At 52.0% G+C, this 14837-nt stretch carries 24 protein-coding genes; 13 read left to right on the plus strand and 11 right to left on the minus strand.

Annotated elements, in window-relative coordinates:
* Positions 1-16: 16 nt before the first annotated feature.
* Positions 17-1204, minus strand: coding sequence for a CynX/NimT family MFS transporter (locus tag FOY93_RS08805; protein ID WP_143344947.1), 1188 nt, complete (start codon positions 1202-1204; stop codon positions 17-19).
* Between the two features lie 99 nt (positions 1205-1303).
* Between FOY93_RS08805 and FOY93_RS08810 the strand changes: the two genes are divergently transcribed.
* Positions 1304-2095, plus strand: a complete 792-nt coding sequence (locus tag FOY93_RS08810; RefSeq protein WP_143344948.1) for an AraC family transcriptional regulator — start codon at positions 1304-1306, stop codon at positions 2093-2095.
* Here the strand turns inward: FOY93_RS08810 and FOY93_RS08815 are convergent.
* Complete coding sequence (locus tag FOY93_RS08815; RefSeq protein WP_024908579.1) at positions 2079-2525, minus strand: DUF441 domain-containing protein; 447 nt, start codon at positions 2523-2525, stop codon at positions 2079-2081. The two genes, FOY93_RS08810 and FOY93_RS08815, sit on opposite strands and share 17 nt — an antisense overlap.
* A gap of 144 nt (positions 2526-2669) precedes the next feature.
* On the opposite strand from FOY93_RS08815, the gene yoaI reads away from it, so the two are divergent.
* Positions 2670-2774: a small membrane protein YoaI gene (gene yoaI, locus FOY93_RS08820; RefSeq protein WP_010430055.1), complete on the plus strand. Its 105-nt coding sequence runs from the start codon at positions 2670-2672 to the stop codon at positions 2772-2774.
* A 20-nt stretch (positions 2775-2794) separates the two neighbouring features.
* On the opposite strand, the gene FOY93_RS08825 is transcribed toward yoaI, so the two are convergent.
* From FOY93_RS08825 to FOY93_RS08870, 9 genes are all read right to left on the minus strand, one after another.
* Positions 2795-3295 carry a YbaK/prolyl-tRNA synthetase associated domain-containing protein gene (locus tag FOY93_RS08825; protein ID WP_133294189.1) on the minus strand — a complete coding sequence of 167 codons (501 nt, stop codon included), beginning with the start codon at positions 3293-3295 and terminating at the stop codon, positions 2795-2797.
* Between the two features lie 262 nt (positions 3296-3557).
* Positions 3558-4700 (minus strand): phage integrase Arm DNA-binding domain-containing protein, encoded by a 1143-nt coding sequence (locus FOY93_RS08830; protein ID WP_143344949.1) that lies wholly within the window; start codon positions 4698-4700, stop codon positions 3558-3560.
* Complete coding sequence (locus tag FOY93_RS08835; protein WP_008500733.1) at positions 4675-4938, minus strand: excisionase; 264 nt, start codon at positions 4936-4938, stop codon at positions 4675-4677. The genes FOY93_RS08830 and FOY93_RS08835 overlap by 26 nt, the downstream gene beginning before the upstream one ends.
* A 291-nt stretch (positions 4939-5229) precedes the next feature.
* Complete coding sequence (locus FOY93_RS08845; protein WP_046091666.1) at positions 5230-5535, minus strand: ASCH domain-containing protein; 306 nt, start codon at positions 5533-5535, stop codon at positions 5230-5232.
* Complete coding sequence (locus tag FOY93_RS08850) at positions 5528-5872, minus strand: hypothetical protein (RefSeq protein ID WP_143344951.1); 345 nt, start codon at positions 5870-5872, stop codon at positions 5528-5530. The genes FOY93_RS08845 and FOY93_RS08850 overlap by 8 nt, the downstream gene beginning before the upstream one ends.
* Positions 5869-6342: a hypothetical protein gene (locus tag FOY93_RS08855; RefSeq protein WP_197737689.1), complete on the minus strand. Its 474-nt coding sequence runs from the start codon at positions 6340-6342 to the stop codon at positions 5869-5871. The genes FOY93_RS08850 and FOY93_RS08855 overlap by 4 nt, the downstream gene beginning before the upstream one ends.
* Entirely contained in the window at positions 6329-7351 is a 1023-nt protein-coding gene (locus FOY93_RS08860) for a chromosome partitioning protein ParB (RefSeq protein WP_172621911.1), read from the minus strand. The genes FOY93_RS08855 and FOY93_RS08860 overlap by 14 nt, the downstream gene beginning before the upstream one ends.
* Complete coding sequence (locus FOY93_RS08865; protein ID WP_172621912.1) at positions 7351-7710, minus strand: hypothetical protein; 360 nt, start codon at positions 7708-7710, stop codon at positions 7351-7353. The genes FOY93_RS08860 and FOY93_RS08865 overlap by 1 nt, the downstream gene beginning before the upstream one ends.
* Positions 7711-8474: 764 nt before the next feature.
* Positions 8475-9194 (minus strand): LexA family protein, encoded by a 720-nt coding sequence (locus FOY93_RS08870; protein WP_143344954.1) that lies wholly within the window; start codon positions 9192-9194, stop codon positions 8475-8477.
* A 98-nt stretch (positions 9195-9292) separates the two neighbouring features.
* Here FOY93_RS08870 and FOY93_RS08875 point away from each other — a divergent pair, with 98 nt between their 5' ends.
* The 11 genes from FOY93_RS08875 (at position 9293) to FOY93_RS08925 (ending at position 14821) form a co-directional block, all read left to right on the plus strand.
* Positions 9293-9511, plus strand: a complete 219-nt coding sequence (locus FOY93_RS08875; protein ID WP_023305900.1) for a Cro/CI family transcriptional regulator — start codon at positions 9293-9295, stop codon at positions 9509-9511.
* Between the two features lie 41 nt (positions 9512-9552).
* Entirely contained in the window at positions 9553-10023 is a 471-nt protein-coding gene (locus FOY93_RS08880; protein WP_143344955.1) for a YmfL family putative regulatory protein, read from the plus strand.
* Between the two features lie 241 nt (positions 10024-10264).
* Complete coding sequence (locus FOY93_RS08885; protein WP_071993458.1) at positions 10265-10477, plus strand: DUF4222 domain-containing protein; 213 nt, start codon at positions 10265-10267, stop codon at positions 10475-10477.
* A complete protein-coding gene (locus FOY93_RS08890) occupies positions 10434-11360 on the plus strand; it encodes a conserved phage C-terminal domain-containing protein (RefSeq protein ID WP_143344956.1) in 927 nt (308 codons plus the stop codon). Before FOY93_RS08885 ends, FOY93_RS08890 begins: the two co-directional genes overlap by 44 nt.
* On the plus strand, positions 11357-11851 hold the full coding sequence (locus FOY93_RS08895; protein WP_143344957.1) for a hypothetical protein: 495 nt from the start codon (positions 11357-11359) through the stop codon (positions 11849-11851). The genes FOY93_RS08890 and FOY93_RS08895 overlap by 4 nt, the downstream gene beginning before the upstream one ends.
* Entirely contained in the window at positions 11851-12510 is a 660-nt protein-coding gene (locus tag FOY93_RS08900) for an MT-A70 family methyltransferase (protein WP_143344958.1), read from the plus strand. The genes FOY93_RS08895 and FOY93_RS08900 overlap by 1 nt, the downstream gene beginning before the upstream one ends.
* On the plus strand, positions 12507-12755 hold the full coding sequence (locus tag FOY93_RS08905; protein WP_143344959.1) for a hypothetical protein: 249 nt from the start codon (positions 12507-12509) through the stop codon (positions 12753-12755). Before FOY93_RS08900 ends, FOY93_RS08905 begins: the two co-directional genes overlap by 4 nt.
* Positions 12752-13072: a LexA family protein gene (locus FOY93_RS08910; RefSeq protein WP_143344960.1), complete on the plus strand. Its 321-nt coding sequence runs from the start codon at positions 12752-12754 to the stop codon at positions 13070-13072. Before FOY93_RS08905 ends, FOY93_RS08910 begins: the two co-directional genes overlap by 4 nt.
* A complete protein-coding gene (locus tag FOY93_RS08915; RefSeq protein WP_143344961.1) occupies positions 13069-13458 on the plus strand; it encodes a RusA family crossover junction endodeoxyribonuclease in 390 nt (129 codons plus the stop codon). The genes FOY93_RS08910 and FOY93_RS08915 overlap by 4 nt, the downstream gene beginning before the upstream one ends.
* On the plus strand, positions 13455-14444 hold the full coding sequence (locus tag FOY93_RS08920) for a DUF968 domain-containing protein (RefSeq protein WP_143344962.1): 990 nt from the start codon (positions 13455-13457) through the stop codon (positions 14442-14444). The genes FOY93_RS08915 and FOY93_RS08920 overlap by 4 nt, the downstream gene beginning before the upstream one ends.
* 14 nt (positions 14445-14458) lie before the next feature.
* Positions 14459-14821, plus strand: a complete 363-nt coding sequence (locus FOY93_RS08925) for an antiterminator Q family protein (RefSeq protein WP_143344963.1) — start codon at positions 14459-14461, stop codon at positions 14819-14821.
* Positions 14822-14837 lie beyond the last annotated feature (16 nt).

Genomic DNA, 14837 nt, shown 5'->3' on the forward strand with positions numbered 1-14837 from the left:
GGGTCTGCCACACTGTTTAACGGGGCGCGATCTCCCGGTCTCGCCCGGCTAAGATGCCGCAGAGGGCCATTATCACGGCGGCCAGGGCGCAGCCCAGAAGCGGGATTTGCCAGTTTCCCGCGCTATCGTGAATTTTCCCCATCAGCGGGGGACCGCAGGCGGCGAGCAGATAGCCAATCGACTGCGCCATGCCGGACAACGCCGCCGCCTGGTGTGCAGAACTGGCGCGCAGACCGATGAACGTCAGGCCGAGGATCATCGTTGCCCCTGTGCCAAAGCCAAACACCAGCGTCCACATCACCGCCATACCCGGCATAAACCATAATCCCGCCGCGCTTATCGCGCACATCAGCGCCACCGCGCCTGCGATCGCCCGCTGGTCTTTCAGACGGTGGAGGATCAGCGGAACGGCGAGTCCCGGCACGGCCGTAGCCAGCTGCAACAGACCGTGCACCGAGCCAGCCTGCGCTTCGCTGTAGCCGTGGCTCAGCAGTATCGCCGGCAGCCAGCCGATGATGACGTAGTAAATCAGCGAGTTTATCCCCAAAAAGAGCGTGACCTGCCAGGCGAGGGCCGAGCGCCAGATCGCGCGGTTATGCAGCGCGCCTGCGGCTGTTACCGTTGCGACGTGTTTCTGACGCCACTGGGGCAGCCAGAGCAGCAGCGCGACCAGCGGAAACGCCATCAGCATCAGCAGCGCGCCATGCCAGCCGGCGCTACCCTGTGCCAGGGGAACGATCATTGCCGAACCGAACGCCGCCGAGACGCCCATCGTCAGGGAATAGGCGCCGGTGAGCTTCGCCACCTGGCCGGGAAAATCACGCTTAATTAATCCGGGTAACAGCACGTTCCCGAGCGCAATACCGCAGCCGACGATCGCCGTTCCGGTGAAAAGCAAAGCGGCGGAAGGCAGGGAGCGAACGGCAATCCCGACGCAAATCAGCAGCAGGGCGATAAACAGGCTGCGCTCCATGCCGATACGCCGGGCAACGCCCGCGGCGAGCGGCGAGACGAGGGCGAAAGCCAGCAGGGGCAGGGTGGTCAGCAGACCGGTTTGCGCCGTACTTAAGCCATAATCAAGACGAATTGTATCGAGCAGCGGCGCTGCGCCGGTAAAGGTGACGCGAAGCGTAGTGGCAATCATCAGGATGCCTGCAATCAACAGCGCGCCGTGTTTTCCTGAGGTGCGAATAGCAGTAGTCATTATGGTCTCATACGTTCAAGCGAGCGCACACAATACCCATTTTATCAGCGGTTGAAATCAGGCTAAAATGACAGTTTATCGCTAATATCGGACAAACTGATGATTGGTCTGGGACTGGAAGGCTACGATCCTGATAGCCAGTACGATGCGGCCGTCGCATTTCGCATTCAGGTAGTGGCGGAGGAACAGTATATTCCCCGGCATCATCACCGTAAGGGGCAGCTGATTCTTGCCCTCGGCGGCGCAATCACCTGTGAAGTGGAAAATGCGATGCTGATGGTTCCACCTCAGTATGCCGTCTGGATCCCCGGCCAGATGCCGCACAGCAACAGGGCCACGCCGGGCGCGCAGCTCTGCTTTTTGTTTATTGAGCCGGGGGCCGTCAGCCTGCCCGAGCGCTGCTGTACCCTGAAAATCTCCCCCCTGGTGCGGGAGCTGATTTTATCGCTCGCGGAAAAATCTCGTGAACAGCTGCAGCTCGCGGCCACCTCGCGTCTGGTGGACGTTCTGTTTGACGAGCTGCCGCTCCAGCGGCAGGAGCATCTGCAGCTGCCCGTCTCGCCCCATCCTAAAATTCGGCTGATGAGCGAGAAGATGGCGGAAGAGCCTGCCGCCTGGCAGACGCTGGCGCAGTGGGCGAGCCACTTCGCCATGAGCGAACGCAGCCTGGCGCGGCTGGTGGTGAAAGAGACCGGTTTAAGCTTTCGCCGCTGGCGTCACCAGCTGCAGCTGATTGTGGCATTACAGCACCTGATCGTCGGGAAATCGGTACAGCAGGTGGCCCAGTCACTGGGCTATGACTCTACCACCGCGTTTATCACCATGTTCAGAAAGGGACTGGGCCAGACGCCAGCGCGTTATATGGCCAGCCTGACTACGACTTCCCGATAAACAGAGAGACAAGGCCTGCCGCAATGAGCGGGCCGACCGGTACGCCACGAAAGAGCGCCACGCCCAGCACGGTGCCCACCAGCAGACCCGCCACCAGCGAGGGCTGGCTGCTCATCAGCGTAACGCCGCGTCCCCCCAGCCACGAAACAAAAATCCCCACCGCGATCGCCACCAGCGATTTCCAGTTTACAAACGAGTGCAGCAGGGTTGATGCGGGAAGGGTGCCGCTGGCAATCGGCGCCATCACCCCAATGGTTAAGATGATAATCCCGATGGTGAGGCCTTGTTTTTCTATCCACGGGAAAAAGGTATTTAACGGGGTCACGCGCACAATGATCAGCACCAGAATCGAGATGGCGACGGTGGTGTTATGGCTGACAAAGCCGAGCGCGGCCAGTGCCAGAAGTATGAGCAGAGTAGGGTCAAACATAGGGAATCCTTGCCAGAAAAATTGTTCTGTTTACTGTAAGCGCAAACGCGGCAGAGAACAGTTTTAAAAAGATTTTGTCGTTGTCATAACCTTGTCATTTACGCGGATTAAAACGAAAGCAGATATCGCAAAAGGGTCGCCATCATGAACGATCACATGTTTGTTGAAACGCTGATTATCTCCTCATCGTTTTTCGCTATTGCCGTTATTCTCGTCGCCTCCGTGCTGTTTCTGGAACGAAAAGGCTGACAGGGCGTCAGCCATCGCAGTTACGCTTTATGGAAGGTGACGAGCTCAGGACGGGCGATGCGCAGGTAATCCTGGGTATCCATAATCACGGATTTCTCCAGCAGGCCGGCGTTAAACGCGATTTCGTCAAAGCGCTCGAACAGCAGCGGGTCGGCAACCAGCGCCAAATCAGGATGGAAGCTAAAGGGCGGGATTGCGCCGAAAACGCAGGCGGTCAGAGCATCGACTTCCGCCGGGCTGGCGAGGGAGGCTTTTAGCCCGCCAAAATGGCTGGCAAGCTGGCTCAGGTCAGCCTGCAGATCGGCGGCGAGGATCGCCAGAACGTGTTTTTTTACGCCGTTTCCCTTCACCTTGCAGACCAGGGCTTTTGCGCCTTGCCGCAGGTCGGTCCCGCGAATTTCACTTACCGCTTCACATTTCCCGACAGCCTCGTGCTCCATGACGCGAAACCGCGCGCCCTGCTCGGTGAGTAAGGTAATCAGTTGCTGGTGGGTTCCTGCCTCAATAACGTCGTCAGTCATAACGATTTCCCGGTGATAATCCAGTATGCAGCATTCTACATTAGCACGGGATGAGCGGGGTCGAAAGAAAACAGCCAGCGGGCTCGCTGGCTGTTGGGTTATGCGTTGCTGGTAGCAGACTGTTTGTGGAACAATTCGATGATTTTTATTTTATTGTTATATAAGGTTAATTTTTCTTCCCCAAATCATCCCCAAAACAAATCCCCAAAACTCATATAACGCCAGCTTATCATTTGGCACTTTCTAAAAGTTATCTATCTCGCTAAATCACAAGTTTGTTCCACTCCAGACCACGATCATCTCCGTACATTGTGCTCATCGCTTCAGTTTTATGCCCAAGCAAAGTTTTGACATCAATACCCTGTGCTTTATAGATTCTAGATGAAAGCGAACGCTGCTCATGAAATGGGGGCAGGGCAATACAATCCTTTGGCCAGTCAATATTTGCTTTATCTCTCGCTTCTTTGAAATACTTAGATATTGTTTTTTCAGGAACGTGAGAACCAGCTTTACCGTAAGCATGATGTTTCACGTGGTGTATCAGATACGGGCTCACAACTCTGTCTCGACACTTACTTATTACTTCTGCAAGCGTCATGCCAATAGCATCACACCGTAAATTTAAAGGAATAGCTAACTTCATTCCTGTTTTACTTTGGGTTATATGAAGATGATTATCCCATATATCGCTAAACTTCATCGCCACTATGTCGCCAATACGTTGACCCGTCACCAAAGCCAATAGCATGGAATTCTGAGCGCATGGTGGCAATGTTCCCGCACTTTCATAGATTAGCTTCCATTGTTCGATACTGAGCCTGCTTCGCTTGACCTTTGCTATCGGATTTTTAACTGCTAAAGCAGGATTGTAGCCGGGCTCAACCTCACCAGCATGTTGAGCCTCTTTAAATACGTCGTTAAGCACGCTCCTAATCAGCTGACCCATTCGATGTTTACCTTCAGACTTATATTCATCAATAATTTTTGCGATTAACTTCGTGTCAACATCTTTTAGGCGAACGTTAGGAGCTCTGTCAGCCAGAACTTGAGCACATAACCTCCTGGATTTTACGGTCGGTTTTTTTATTTCTCCGTCACGCATCCTTTCCATCTGAATATCTACGTACCTTTTTATCCAGTCTGCGACTCGAATTCCTTTCTCTTTCTTATCTGTCTTCTTAATGGCCATATCGATAAGAGCGAAGGATTGGCGTGTTTCCTGCTCAGATGTTATCCGATTTAACTCCGTAGCAGCAGCTTTGGCTGCCTCTTCATCTGTTCCAAAACCAACAAATGTTCCAGTGACAGGGTGGCGATATTGCCAGTAGATTTTTGATGTACGTTTATCCAACTTGCAATACAGGTTAGGTATTTTAACGTTATGCTTTCTGGGGCGAGCTGCCATTTATTGCTTTCTCCACTAACTGGCGAGCCTTGTCTGATAATGATGATGAAATATCAACATTGCTTACCATGCCAATAAAACGAGCGTCCTCATCTATAACCCAGCGGCGACCTTGCTTTAAAGCTGGTGGGAAAGTTTGCTTGGTCTTGGCTATTTTGTTCAGTGCTGAGTTGCTTAATGGATATTTGAAGCCATTAGGACCCGACGCCCACTCATGAAGTGTTACTAACTGCCCCATACGTTGATCTCCACTTAACCGGCTGCACCCGGCTATCTCTTATAGAAAATGCAAGTTGAGCAACCACCTCGGAGCCCATCATTGCAGGTACGACATCTTTTTGTTTCGGTGTAATAGAGCTGGTGGACCATCTCCTTTGGCATTAGGACCGGCATCGGCACGCGGATAACCAGCTTTTTGAGCCTGTCGATTTCTCCGGTCAGTTCCAGCAGACGGGAGCGGCAATCCTCTGCCTCCTCTCGCCACCAGGCCACGTCTGCTTTAAGGCGGCGCATGCGCCGATGTTTGAGTTTACTGGCCATCGATATTGATCTTGATAGCAAAGACCTTAACCGGGTCGGGCCCGAAGTGCGGATGAGTTATCATCTTCACTTCGTAACCAGCATACGGAACGTCGATGCGTTTGCTCTCGTCGTCGCGCTTAGGATAGCCTCGGGTGATAATCAGGCGGTCGAAGCGTCGAGGTAATTGCTGGTTATGGCCATGTGAGAGCCTTCGGCACCAGTATGGATTTACCAGGCGATACTCTTCGGTTTTCTCACCAGACTTCATCTGGTCGAAGTATTCACCGTTAACAGCTAACTGCAGGTTAGTCATTCCAGGCCTCCAGCTCGTTCTGAATCTCTTCGTCGATTTCATCGTTGCTGGCTTCTTCGTTGAGGTAGTCTCGCGCCTCTTTGAGGTATTGTTCGCGACGTTCGCCATACCAGGCAGAGAACTCCGGAGACCATCCGTTATCGACACCACAAAAATCAACCCTGGCATTTCTTTCGGCCATGCTCTGAACCATGCAGTCAGCGGTTGTCAGCGCAGCATCGCGGATATAACCGCGCAGGTCACGCTTGCGCCACCATGGACTTAACTTTGAATCGCAGACGCCCTTAAACTCAACTTCCCAGCGACGAATGCAACGAGAATTAAGTGATTTGCTCATGACTGTACTCCTTTGCGAAGCTGGGCGGCGAACTCATAGGCGGCATCCGGCAGAGAACGGTAATAAGCCTTAGCCTCAACAAATACCGAGTTTTCTTCACCGCAATAGGCAGCAAACATTTCCGCGCCCTGAGCACGTACTTCAGCTAGGAAAGCGTCGGTGGCCGGGGTTTTGATTTTCTTCGCTGCGGCCTCAATTTTTTCTTTCGTTTCGCTACCAATTTCGCTTGAGCCCAGCTTTCCGATGAAGCCAACAATTTGGTCAGGGAACTGCTTCAGCCCCGCATTCTCCGCAGCCAGCGCAGAAGCATCATTGCGAACCTTACGCAGTTCCAGAACAGCAACCTGAACTGCATAAGCGAACATAGCGGAAGGGCGGTTACAATCGGTCTCAGCATCGCGCTGCATGTTGACTGCAACAGTCATAAGTTCATCCAGCTGTTCGCCGGTCATTGGTTTATTGGCTGTCATGATTATTTTCCTGCTGCAGTTTGTGTTGTTTAACGAAGTGGGCCACAGCTTTTGACTGGCTGGTGACGATCCCATTTAGGATGACGTTTTTGCCGCGATAGATTTGAGCGGTACCGATCTCAATGCCTTCCAGTTTCACGTAGAGCGTTTTGCCTACTACCTCTGTTTCAGGCACTGGCTGTGAAAGGCGGTATGTTTCACGCGCTTCCGCAATCGCTTTGTGCTCGTCCATAATGGCCAGCGCTTCAGCAAGGGCAGCGCCTTCAAGAGTGAATACACCCTCATCACTGATGGTTGCCTGTGCCATAAGCTCAACGAAACGGCGCGCGTTCTTTACGCTGAGTTCCGGAGCGATAGAACTGCGGGTAACTTTCGTTTTCCCCTGGGCAGCCGCTACAGCCTTATCGTGCTGAAGAACTTTTCCGGCCTGTTCGCCATACTCCATAACGCGATCAACCGCGACATCGACTGACACCGCACCGGATTTAACTTCCTGCTGAACGTCATGGTTCGCCTTGCTCAGGAGCAGCAACTTCTCTACCGTGGCCACTGACTTATTGACCAGTTTTGCGATCTCGCTGGTGGTCTGGTTGAAAGCGTTATGAAGCTCCTGAATAACAGCTGCCTGTTCCATATCGGAGAGCGGCAGCTGGTTGTTACTGGTCATGATGCGCGCCAGGCGCTGCACATCGTTACCGTTGAACGGCATGATGTGGATGCGGTCTACTGGCTTGCCAGCTTCAGCACAGCGCGCGTAGCAACGACGGCGACGGTGACCTTCCACAACCCACACACCACCTTCATCACGGGCGATAACTTCCAGCGGTGGAACTGATCCGCCGTTCATCAGATAGTTGAACAGGTCATCATCAGCCTGGCGGGTGCGATCATCGTCTTCACGCTTGTTGAAACCTTCACGAACATGGATATCGGAAAGAGCGATGAACATCCCGGTGTCGGTGCGCTTAATCACACCTGCCTTGGTCATTTGCTTGAATGAGTTAGCCATCAGAGAGAAACCTCGTTATTCAGGGAAATGACGACACGAGGCAGCTCACGGAGTTCTCGCTGAGCTTCCAGCAGGTGCATGTTGGTAGGCGTTTTGGTGTGGCGCTCTTCGATGCGGTCGCACTCTTTGGCCCAACTGGCAACATCTTCACGAAGGGTGGCGTTCTGCTCAGCCAGTTCCTTACGTTGCGCCATCGCTTCACACAGCGCGACGCTGGTATAGTCCAGGCGTGTAGCCAGTTCGTTCATCAGCTGAGCTGACGCAACAGGTAGGAACTTTGCTGCGGTACGAGCTGCATCTACCAGTTGCTCGCGGGTCATACGTGGTTGTAACTCGGCGACGTTCTGTGTGTTCGTCATGGATAGTTTCTCCGTATTATAAGCGCTCTGCACAGCGCTGATTTTTGGTTGCACGAATCCCTCGCCAGATGGCGACAAAAAATAAAGGGGTTTCGTTTTAGTAAGCACCCAACCAGGGCACTTAGTGAAACGGGCGGCTGCCACCGCCAGTTAGCTTCTCCACAATTGGGAGCGCGTTCCCCTGAGGTTGATTTAACGACTGAGGCCTCTCAAGTAACCGGCTGAACGCGCTTTCAATTGTGAAAAGGGGCGGTCGACATTAAGGGATTCAAACTGCCGACCGCCAAGACTACACACAGCATCTGGTACAGCGACTACGGTTTACACAACTGGGAGCGCACTCCGTTCGTTTACTTACCTGTCATCCACAACCGATAGTTGATGGAATGCGCTTTCATGTTGTGTGCCGGGATTCCACCGGCTCCCATCTGTTTTTTAAGCCACTCAGATATCGTCTGGGCTGTCACCTGATCGCCACGCTGGTGAAACGTCTCTGGCTGTCGTACACAACTGGCTTGCACATTCCGGCTACCCGCTGGATCGGGATACTGCCTAAGGAATCCCCGGACCGCTGCGGCACATGTGCCATATACCGTACCGCTAACCTACCGATGGTCTTAAACATCATCACCCCGGCGCACAATGAGTATCACCAATAGTGATTAAATGGTCAACACCTGTAGTGATAAAAATATCACGCCTAGTGTTAACTTGATGATTAGTAAGGTGAAAAAAGATGCAAAAAAAAAGAGCCGATTGGCTCCTTATTCGAAGATAGTTTCAGGCCATTGGGCCTTAACAACTTTGCCTATTATCCTGCAATTCTCATTACATTCAATGGCCTGATAGCGAGGGCTAGGGTTTAGAGGTTCGAGCCAGGGTTTCCCGTCTTCACGAACAAATTTTTTAAAAGTGACCTCTGAATCGTTGAATATACCAGCAACACAGAAATCACCGGGCTCAACGTCTTGTTCTGGATCTATGAGTATGAGCATTCCCTCAGGAAAGCTCGGCTTTACTCCTGGAGGAGCAGTCATTGAATGGCCTGATACCTCAAGCCAAAATGCAGAATCGCTGGCTTTAACAGTGGTTGAAACCCACTCCTTCGCATCGCGTTCTGTGTATGAATTAACTGGGCAAAATGATCCCGCTTGCACTTCGGTTAATAGCGGGTACTCATACACAGAGGATTGATTTCTTCCGTTAGCAATCGCCTCAAACATAGCTGATATCTCAGCTGCAAGGGATGGACTGAAATCATCGACTTTTACCCCGAGAATTTTAGCGAACTGTGCAGCATGAGTAGCGTTGATAGCGTTGGTGCCATTCAGTAACTGAGCGACACCACTTTGCCCCATACCCATTTGTTCAGCCAAAGTCTCCTGTGAGAGCCCCAGCGCTTTTTTCTTGGACTCAAAGATAGCTTTCAGCCTGCTGGCGTCGGCAATTTGTTCGGCGGTCAATGGTTTCTTTTTCATTCTCATAATTTATCACCGCACGGCATAATCACCAATCACCGCTAGTGTTGACTTATTTATCACTAACAGTGATACTCCTTATGTGCAAACCACGAGGAAAACCAATGAAGATTATTCCGCTCTCTGAATATGTTTTGGAAAACGGTCAGGCCAAAACAGCTGAGGCTCTTGGGGTATACCAAAGCGCCATCAGTAAAGCCCTCAAGCGTAATCGCCGGGTAAATATCCTGGTTAACGAAGACGGGAAAATTGAAGCCGAGGAAGTACGACCATTCCCTAACAAAAACAAACCTGCTGATCCTGACGTTGCAGTAACACCGTAACCCAGCATTCAGCATTACGTAACTACCAAAGGAAAAACAACATGGTAGAGCCAAGCCTGAAAGAAGTAGTTAAAGCGATGTGCAAATCGTACCCCGGTGGCCGTGAGGCTATGGCCGGTGCTCTTGGCATGTCAGTAACGCAGTTCAACAACAACCTGTACGAGAAGAACGGTTGCCGCTTCTTTGAAGTGAACGAGCTGGAGGCGATGGAAGACATTTCAAACACGTCTCTCCTGGCTGATTACTTCGCGCAACGTCGCGGCGCTCTGCTGGTGGACGTTCCGCAGCTGGAAGACCTCGATCGCGTAGACCTGTTTACCCGCGCTATGAGAACTGCAGCAGCACGCGGACAGGTTGATCAGATTATCCAGAAAGCCCTGGAAGATGGAGTGATTGAGCCGCATGAAGCTGAAGAGATTCACGAACATCACCGCCGTCACCTGGCTGCGCGTGAAGAAGAAATCCGCGCGATTGTCGCGCTGTTTAGCCGGAATAAATCCCCAAAAAAGTGACGCCAGCGGGCGTGCAGGCCCCTGGCGTCTTGGCGTGTCGTATTCAGTGGAGAAACTAACGCATGAACAGTTTAAACCGATTAAGACCAGCGAAGCAATTCAGATGCCTTCCACTGGTGGGAAAAGACTCCCCGTTCGGCTATGTGGAGAGATTAAACGACCAGCCTGGTGAGAACAACTACCAGCCTGAGAACGCGATGGTAGAGGCTTTTGCTCAGATGAATGAGAAGGGGCGTGAGGAATGGCTGAAGTTAACCGGCGATTCAAAGACCACTACGGCGTCCCGGTCCGTGTCATCAGGTGGGAGCCACAGACTCGACGCGTTATATACCTTCGCGAAGGGTACGATCATGAGTGCTTCAGCCCTCTTGAGCAATTCCAGCGTAAATTTACAGAGTTAAAGGACGACCATGAGCCTGTTGATGCCATCCCGGCCGATAGTGATAAACCCTGACCTTGCATACAGCATTGGCCTTAACGAGGCTATTGCGTTGCAGCAGGTTAACTACTGGCTTAAAGAAACCACCTCCGGACTGGAGCGTGACGGCGTGCGCTGGATTTACAACACCAACGAGCAGTGGCTTGAGCAGTTCCCGTTCTGGTCTGAGTCTACGCTGAAGCGCACATTCACCCGCCTGAAGAACCTCGGCGTGCTCAAAGTTGAGCAACTGAACAAGTCTCAGCGCGACATGACGAACTATTACACGATCAACTACGAAAGCCCGCTTTTAGATGAGGTCAAAGTGACCAAATCGAAGAGTTCAAAATGCACTCTTCCATCATGTCAAAATGAACCGATGGAAGAGGTCAAAGTGGAACGCTCCAACGGGTCAAAACGAACCGCTCTCATCAGGTCAAATTGCACTGATGTTCTTACAGAGAATACAACAGAGAATACTACAGATATTAAAAACCCTATTTGTCCGGTTGCGCCGCAACCAGACGGTGATGTGTTGATCACCGATCAGGCTAAACAGGTTTTAACCCATCTGAACCAGGTGACAAGTTCGCGTTATCAGGTTTCAACAACCTCCCTGCAAAACATTCGTGCCCGAATCGTGGAAGGTTACACCGTTGAAGAGTTATCGCTGGTGGTGGATTACTGCAACGCCAAGTGGAGCGAAGACCTCACGATGTCGGCTTACCTTCGCCCACAGACTCTTTTCCAGCCAACAAAGTTTCCTGGCTACCTGAAATCGGCTAACAGCTGGGCCAAAGCTGGGCGTCCACCTCGCATCAACGGAGAGTGGGCCCGAGAAGATGGTGTTTTCCGTTCCAGCTTCCAGAACACTGATTACAGCAAAGTCCCCAACGGTTTCAGAGGAGCGAACTCATGAGCTTTCTCAAAACAATCCAGCTGTTCGTTGCCAATAACCCTGGACTGACGAACAAGCAGATTGCCGCTGCGCTACCTGATTACGAGTTGCATAGCGTTCAGCGTGCGGTATGCCGCCTGGTCATGCTTAACCGCGCTGAGCGCAAAGGTGTGCGTCCTAACTTCCGTTACTACGCAAAAGCTCCGACAGGACCTATTGGGCCGATCATCCCACGTACGCCGATCGAAAAAGCTAAAGTAATCCCTGAGCCAAAACAGGAAACAGCACCAAACCAAGCTGTCAATGCGATGATGGACAAGGCTAAAGAGTTATCTGACAAGGGACTTTATCTGCGTGCTGCGACCGTTCTGATGGAGGCATTCAATCGCTCAAAGAACGAAACCATGCGAGCCAAAATTCTCAAAGAGCGTAAGCGCTGCCTGAGCATGGCGCCGAGGGTTAAAACCACCGGTGATGGCTGGTGTCTGGCTGGCCGAGCGAGGAACGTCTGATGAAATACTCTCTGATTTACGCTGACCCAGCCTGGGAATACGGCAACACCGTCAGCAACGGCGCGGCTAATAATCACTACGGTACGATGAAGCTTATCGACATGAAGCGTCTTCCGGTCTGGGACCTGGCTGCCGATGATGCTGTTCTGGCTATGTGGTTCACCGGCACGCACACCAAAGAAGCGATTGAACTGGCTGAAGCATGGGGCTTCAAGGTCCGCACGATGAAGGGCTTCACCTGGGTTAAGTTCAACACGCTGGCAGAGCAGCACATCAACAAAGCTCTTCAGGCTGGTGGAGTAGAGGACTTTTACGACTTCCTCGAGCTGCTTAACGAGCAAACCCGCATGAACGGCGGAAACTACACCCGAGCCAATACCGAAGACATGCTGATCGCAACCAGGGGGAATGGACTTGAACGCCAGTGCGCCAGCATCAAACAGGTTATCTACAGCCCGCTTGGTGAGCACAGCCAGAAACCAGCAGAGGCCCGTTTCAGGCTGGAGAAGCTTTACGGTGACGTTCCGCGCATTGAACTCTTCAGCCGCTGTGGTGCGCCTGGCTGGGACCACTGGGGTAATCAGGCTGAGTCAGCTGCAGTTGAATTGATTCCCGGCGTTGCTGTTCCGGTGGCAAATAACCGGGAGCATGCAGCATGAAGAAGCTATCAACCGAGCAGGATAACGCGGTTCGTGATGTTGCTCGTCAATGCAGCACCGCGCTTAAGAAAGCCATCACAGAGAACCCCTCAGCAGGGTGGAACTCAATAGCAACGCCGATCCTGAAGGAATATCACGAGAAGGTTAAGCCTATGGGGGTGAGCCTTATGATGTTCTACAGCATCATCGGGCGGCTTAACGGTCGCTTTGGTCGCTACAAAGGCCGAATTGGGGAGGAGTCATGATCGAATTAACGCCGCGTCAAAGTGAAGTGTATGAAGCTATCAAGGTTCACATTGAAAAGATTGGCTTCCCTCCAACGTTGATAGAGCTTGCTGAACTGATTGGTTGCTCATCGCAGAACGCTGCTGCTGAGCATGTGAAGGCGCTAAAGAAAAAAGGTTACATCTCCATTGCTCCTGGCGTTGCCAGGGGCATTACCGTCGTCAAAACAGAATTGGATGCTGATCCGGTAGCGATCATTAAAGGACTGTTATCCGGTGGAGACAAGGCAAGAGTTAACGCTGTTGAATGGCTGAAAAAGCAGGGAGTGACTGTATGAAACTGGTGCTCCCGTTCCCGCCGAGCGTAAATACCTACTGGCGAGCCCCTAACAAGGGACCGTTAAAAGGCCGCCATCTTATCAGTGAGAAAGGCAGGGCATATCAGAGTGCGGCATGCGCAGCGATTATTGAGCAGCTGCGTTGCCTTCCAAAACCATCATCATCGCCAGCAGCGGTGGAGATCCTTCTCTTTCCGCCAGATGCACGCTGCCGGGACATCGACAATTACAACAAGGCTCTATTTGACGCGCTTACACATGCTGGCATCTGGGAGGATGACAGCCAGGTACAGCGAATGCTGGTGGAGTGGGGCCCTAAAGTTCCGGGTGGCAGGGTTGAAATATCGATCACTAAACATCAACCAGCCGTAGGAGTAATAAGGTGAGAGCAATACTGACACCTGAAGTAGCACCAATGTCGGGAGTTGTGCTGTTCCGCCCAGGAAACGAGCTGCTGTGGCTGTTTCGTCGCGGAAGGGTAGTGATTGAAACGCCTTCCGAAGCAATCCAGCACCTGCCATCTGGCCTGATTCCTGAAGCCCACCAGCCACTGATAGATGATGTCAGTATGAAGGAGCTTTTCCTGAACGAGCGGGTTATTCAGCGTGCTGGTGGGCTTAGCAGTCTTGATGCCTGGCTGGAGCGTAAATTCGAATGTCAGTGGCCCCATAATGACTGGCATTCAAAGGACTTTACTGTAATGCGGCACGCACCTGGAAGCATTCGCCTTTGCTGGGGCTGCGATAACCAGTTGCGTGAACAAACCACTGAAAGACTGGCAGGAATTGCCATGCAGAACCTGGTAAAATGGCTGCTCGAAAGGGTGAATATTATGCTGGGTTTCAGTGCTGACCACACCCTGACGCTTCCGGAGTTCTGCTGGTGGATGGTACGTAACGATCTGGCTGACCTTATTCCTGAACCACTGGCTAACCAGGCACTCAGGATTAAGCCTGAATCTCACAGCTCAGTGATGCGGGAAAGCGACATTGTGCCGTCATTACCGGCTACTGAAATCCTCCAGGAGAAAGTTAAGAAGATAGTCACGGTGAAGGTCGATCCTGAATCACCGGAATCTTTCATGCTGAGGCCAAAGCGCCGCCGCTGGGAGAATGATAAGTACACCCGCTGGGTGAAGTCGCAGCAGTGCAGTTGCTGCAATAACCCAGCAGACGACCCCCACCACCTGATAGGCCACGGGCAGGGTGGAATGGGTACCAAAGCGCACGACCTGTTTGTGATACCGCTGTGCAGAGCGCATCACGATGAGTTGCACGCTGATCCTGTGGCATTTGAAGCGAAATACGGCGACCAATTGGTACTGTTGTTTCGGTTTTTAGATCGTGCGCTTGAAATCGGCGTACTGGTATGAATAGTGGAGAAAACATGCGTGACATTCAGATGGTTTTAGAGCGTTGGGGGGGTTGGGCTGCGAGTGATAGTTCCGGTGTTGATTACTCATCAATAGCCGCTGGTTTCAAAGGACTTCTTCCCTCAACAAGCAAATCCCGCCTGTCATGTACTGATGACGATGCCCTAATTATCGAGGGGTGTTTAGCTCGGCTTCAAAAACGTAAACCGTATGAGCATTCGCTCTTGGTTGCACATTATTTGTATGGCATCTCAAAGCGAAAAATAGCTAAATCGCGAAAGAAGGACGAGAAATTGATACGCATTGAGATACAGATGGCAGAGGGGTTCATAGATGGTTGTTTGTCTATGATAGACGTACGGTTAGATATGGATTGAGAAAAAAGGGCACGGA

The sequence above is a fragment of the Enterobacter sp. 18A13 genome (assembly GCF_007035975.1).
Lineage (GTDB): Bacteria > Pseudomonadota > Gammaproteobacteria > Enterobacterales > Enterobacteriaceae > Enterobacter > Enterobacter vonholyi.

Excerpts from the sequence above, each read along its gene's own strand:
- FOY93_RS08900 (WP_143344958.1), top strand. The coding sequence starts at position 11,851 with ATGAAATACTCTCTGATTTACGCTGACCCAGCCTGGGAATACGGCAAC.
- FOY93_RS08855 (WP_197737689.1), bottom strand. The coding sequence starts at position 6,342 with ATGACAGCCAATAAACCAATGACCGGCGAACAGCTGGATGAACTTATG.
- FOY93_RS08885 (WP_071993458.1), top strand. The coding sequence starts at position 10,265 with ATGGCTGAAGTTAACCGGCGATTCAAAGACCACTACGGCGTCCCGGTC.
- FOY93_RS08830 (WP_143344949.1), bottom strand. The coding sequence starts at position 4,700 with ATGGCAGCTCGCCCCAGAAAGCATAACGTTAAAATACCTAACCTGTAT.
- FOY93_RS08915 (WP_143344961.1), top strand. The coding sequence starts at position 13,069 with ATGAAACTGGTGCTCCCGTTCCCGCCGAGCGTAAATACCTACTGGCGA.
- FOY93_RS08815 (WP_024908579.1), bottom strand. The coding sequence starts at position 2,525 with ATGTTTGACCCTACTCTGCTCATACTTCTGGCACTGGCCGCGCTCGGC.
- FOY93_RS08895 (WP_143344957.1), top strand. The coding sequence starts at position 11,357 with ATGAGCTTTCTCAAAACAATCCAGCTGTTCGTTGCCAATAACCCTGGA.
- FOY93_RS08890 (WP_143344956.1), top strand. The coding sequence starts at position 10,434 with ATGAGCCTGTTGATGCCATCCCGGCCGATAGTGATAAACCCTGACCTT.
- FOY93_RS08835 (WP_008500733.1), bottom strand. The coding sequence starts at position 4,938 with ATGGGGCAGTTAGTAACACTTCATGAGTGGGCGTCGGGTCCTAATGGC.
- FOY93_RS08825 (WP_133294189.1), bottom strand. The coding sequence starts at position 3,295 with ATGACTGACGACGTTATTGAGGCAGGAACCCACCAGCAACTGATTACC.
- FOY93_RS08905 (WP_143344959.1), top strand. The coding sequence starts at position 12,507 with ATGAAGAAGCTATCAACCGAGCAGGATAACGCGGTTCGTGATGTTGCT.
- FOY93_RS08870 (WP_143344954.1), bottom strand. The coding sequence starts at position 9,194 with ATGAGAATGAAAAAGAAACCATTGACCGCCGAACAAATTGCCGACGCC.
- FOY93_RS08860 (WP_172621911.1), bottom strand. The coding sequence starts at position 7,351 with ATGGCTAACTCATTCAAGCAAATGACCAAGGCAGGTGTGATTAAGCGC.
- FOY93_RS08925 (WP_143344963.1), top strand. The coding sequence starts at position 14,459 with ATGCGTGACATTCAGATGGTTTTAGAGCGTTGGGGGGGTTGGGCTGCG.
- FOY93_RS08875 (WP_023305900.1), top strand. The coding sequence starts at position 9,293 with ATGAAGATTATTCCGCTCTCTGAATATGTTTTGGAAAACGGTCAGGCC.
- yoaI (WP_010430055.1), top strand. The coding sequence starts at position 2,670 with ATGAACGATCACATGTTTGTTGAAACGCTGATTATCTCCTCATCGTTT.
- FOY93_RS08805 (WP_143344947.1), bottom strand. The coding sequence starts at position 1,204 with ATGACTACTGCTATTCGCACCTCAGGAAAACACGGCGCGCTGTTGATT.
- FOY93_RS08865 (WP_172621912.1), bottom strand. The coding sequence starts at position 7,710 with ATGACGAACACACAGAACGTCGCCGAGTTACAACCACGTATGACCCGC.
- FOY93_RS08910 (WP_143344960.1), top strand. The coding sequence starts at position 12,752 with ATGATCGAATTAACGCCGCGTCAAAGTGAAGTGTATGAAGCTATCAAG.
- FOY93_RS08810 (WP_143344948.1), top strand. The coding sequence starts at position 1,304 with ATGATTGGTCTGGGACTGGAAGGCTACGATCCTGATAGCCAGTACGAT.
- FOY93_RS08880 (WP_143344955.1), top strand. The coding sequence starts at position 9,553 with ATGGTAGAGCCAAGCCTGAAAGAAGTAGTTAAAGCGATGTGCAAATCG.
- FOY93_RS08845 (WP_046091666.1), bottom strand. The coding sequence starts at position 5,535 with ATGACTAACCTGCAGTTAGCTGTTAACGGTGAATACTTCGACCAGATG.
- FOY93_RS08850 (WP_143344951.1), bottom strand. The coding sequence starts at position 5,872 with ATGAGCAAATCACTTAATTCTCGTTGCATTCGTCGCTGGGAAGTTGAG.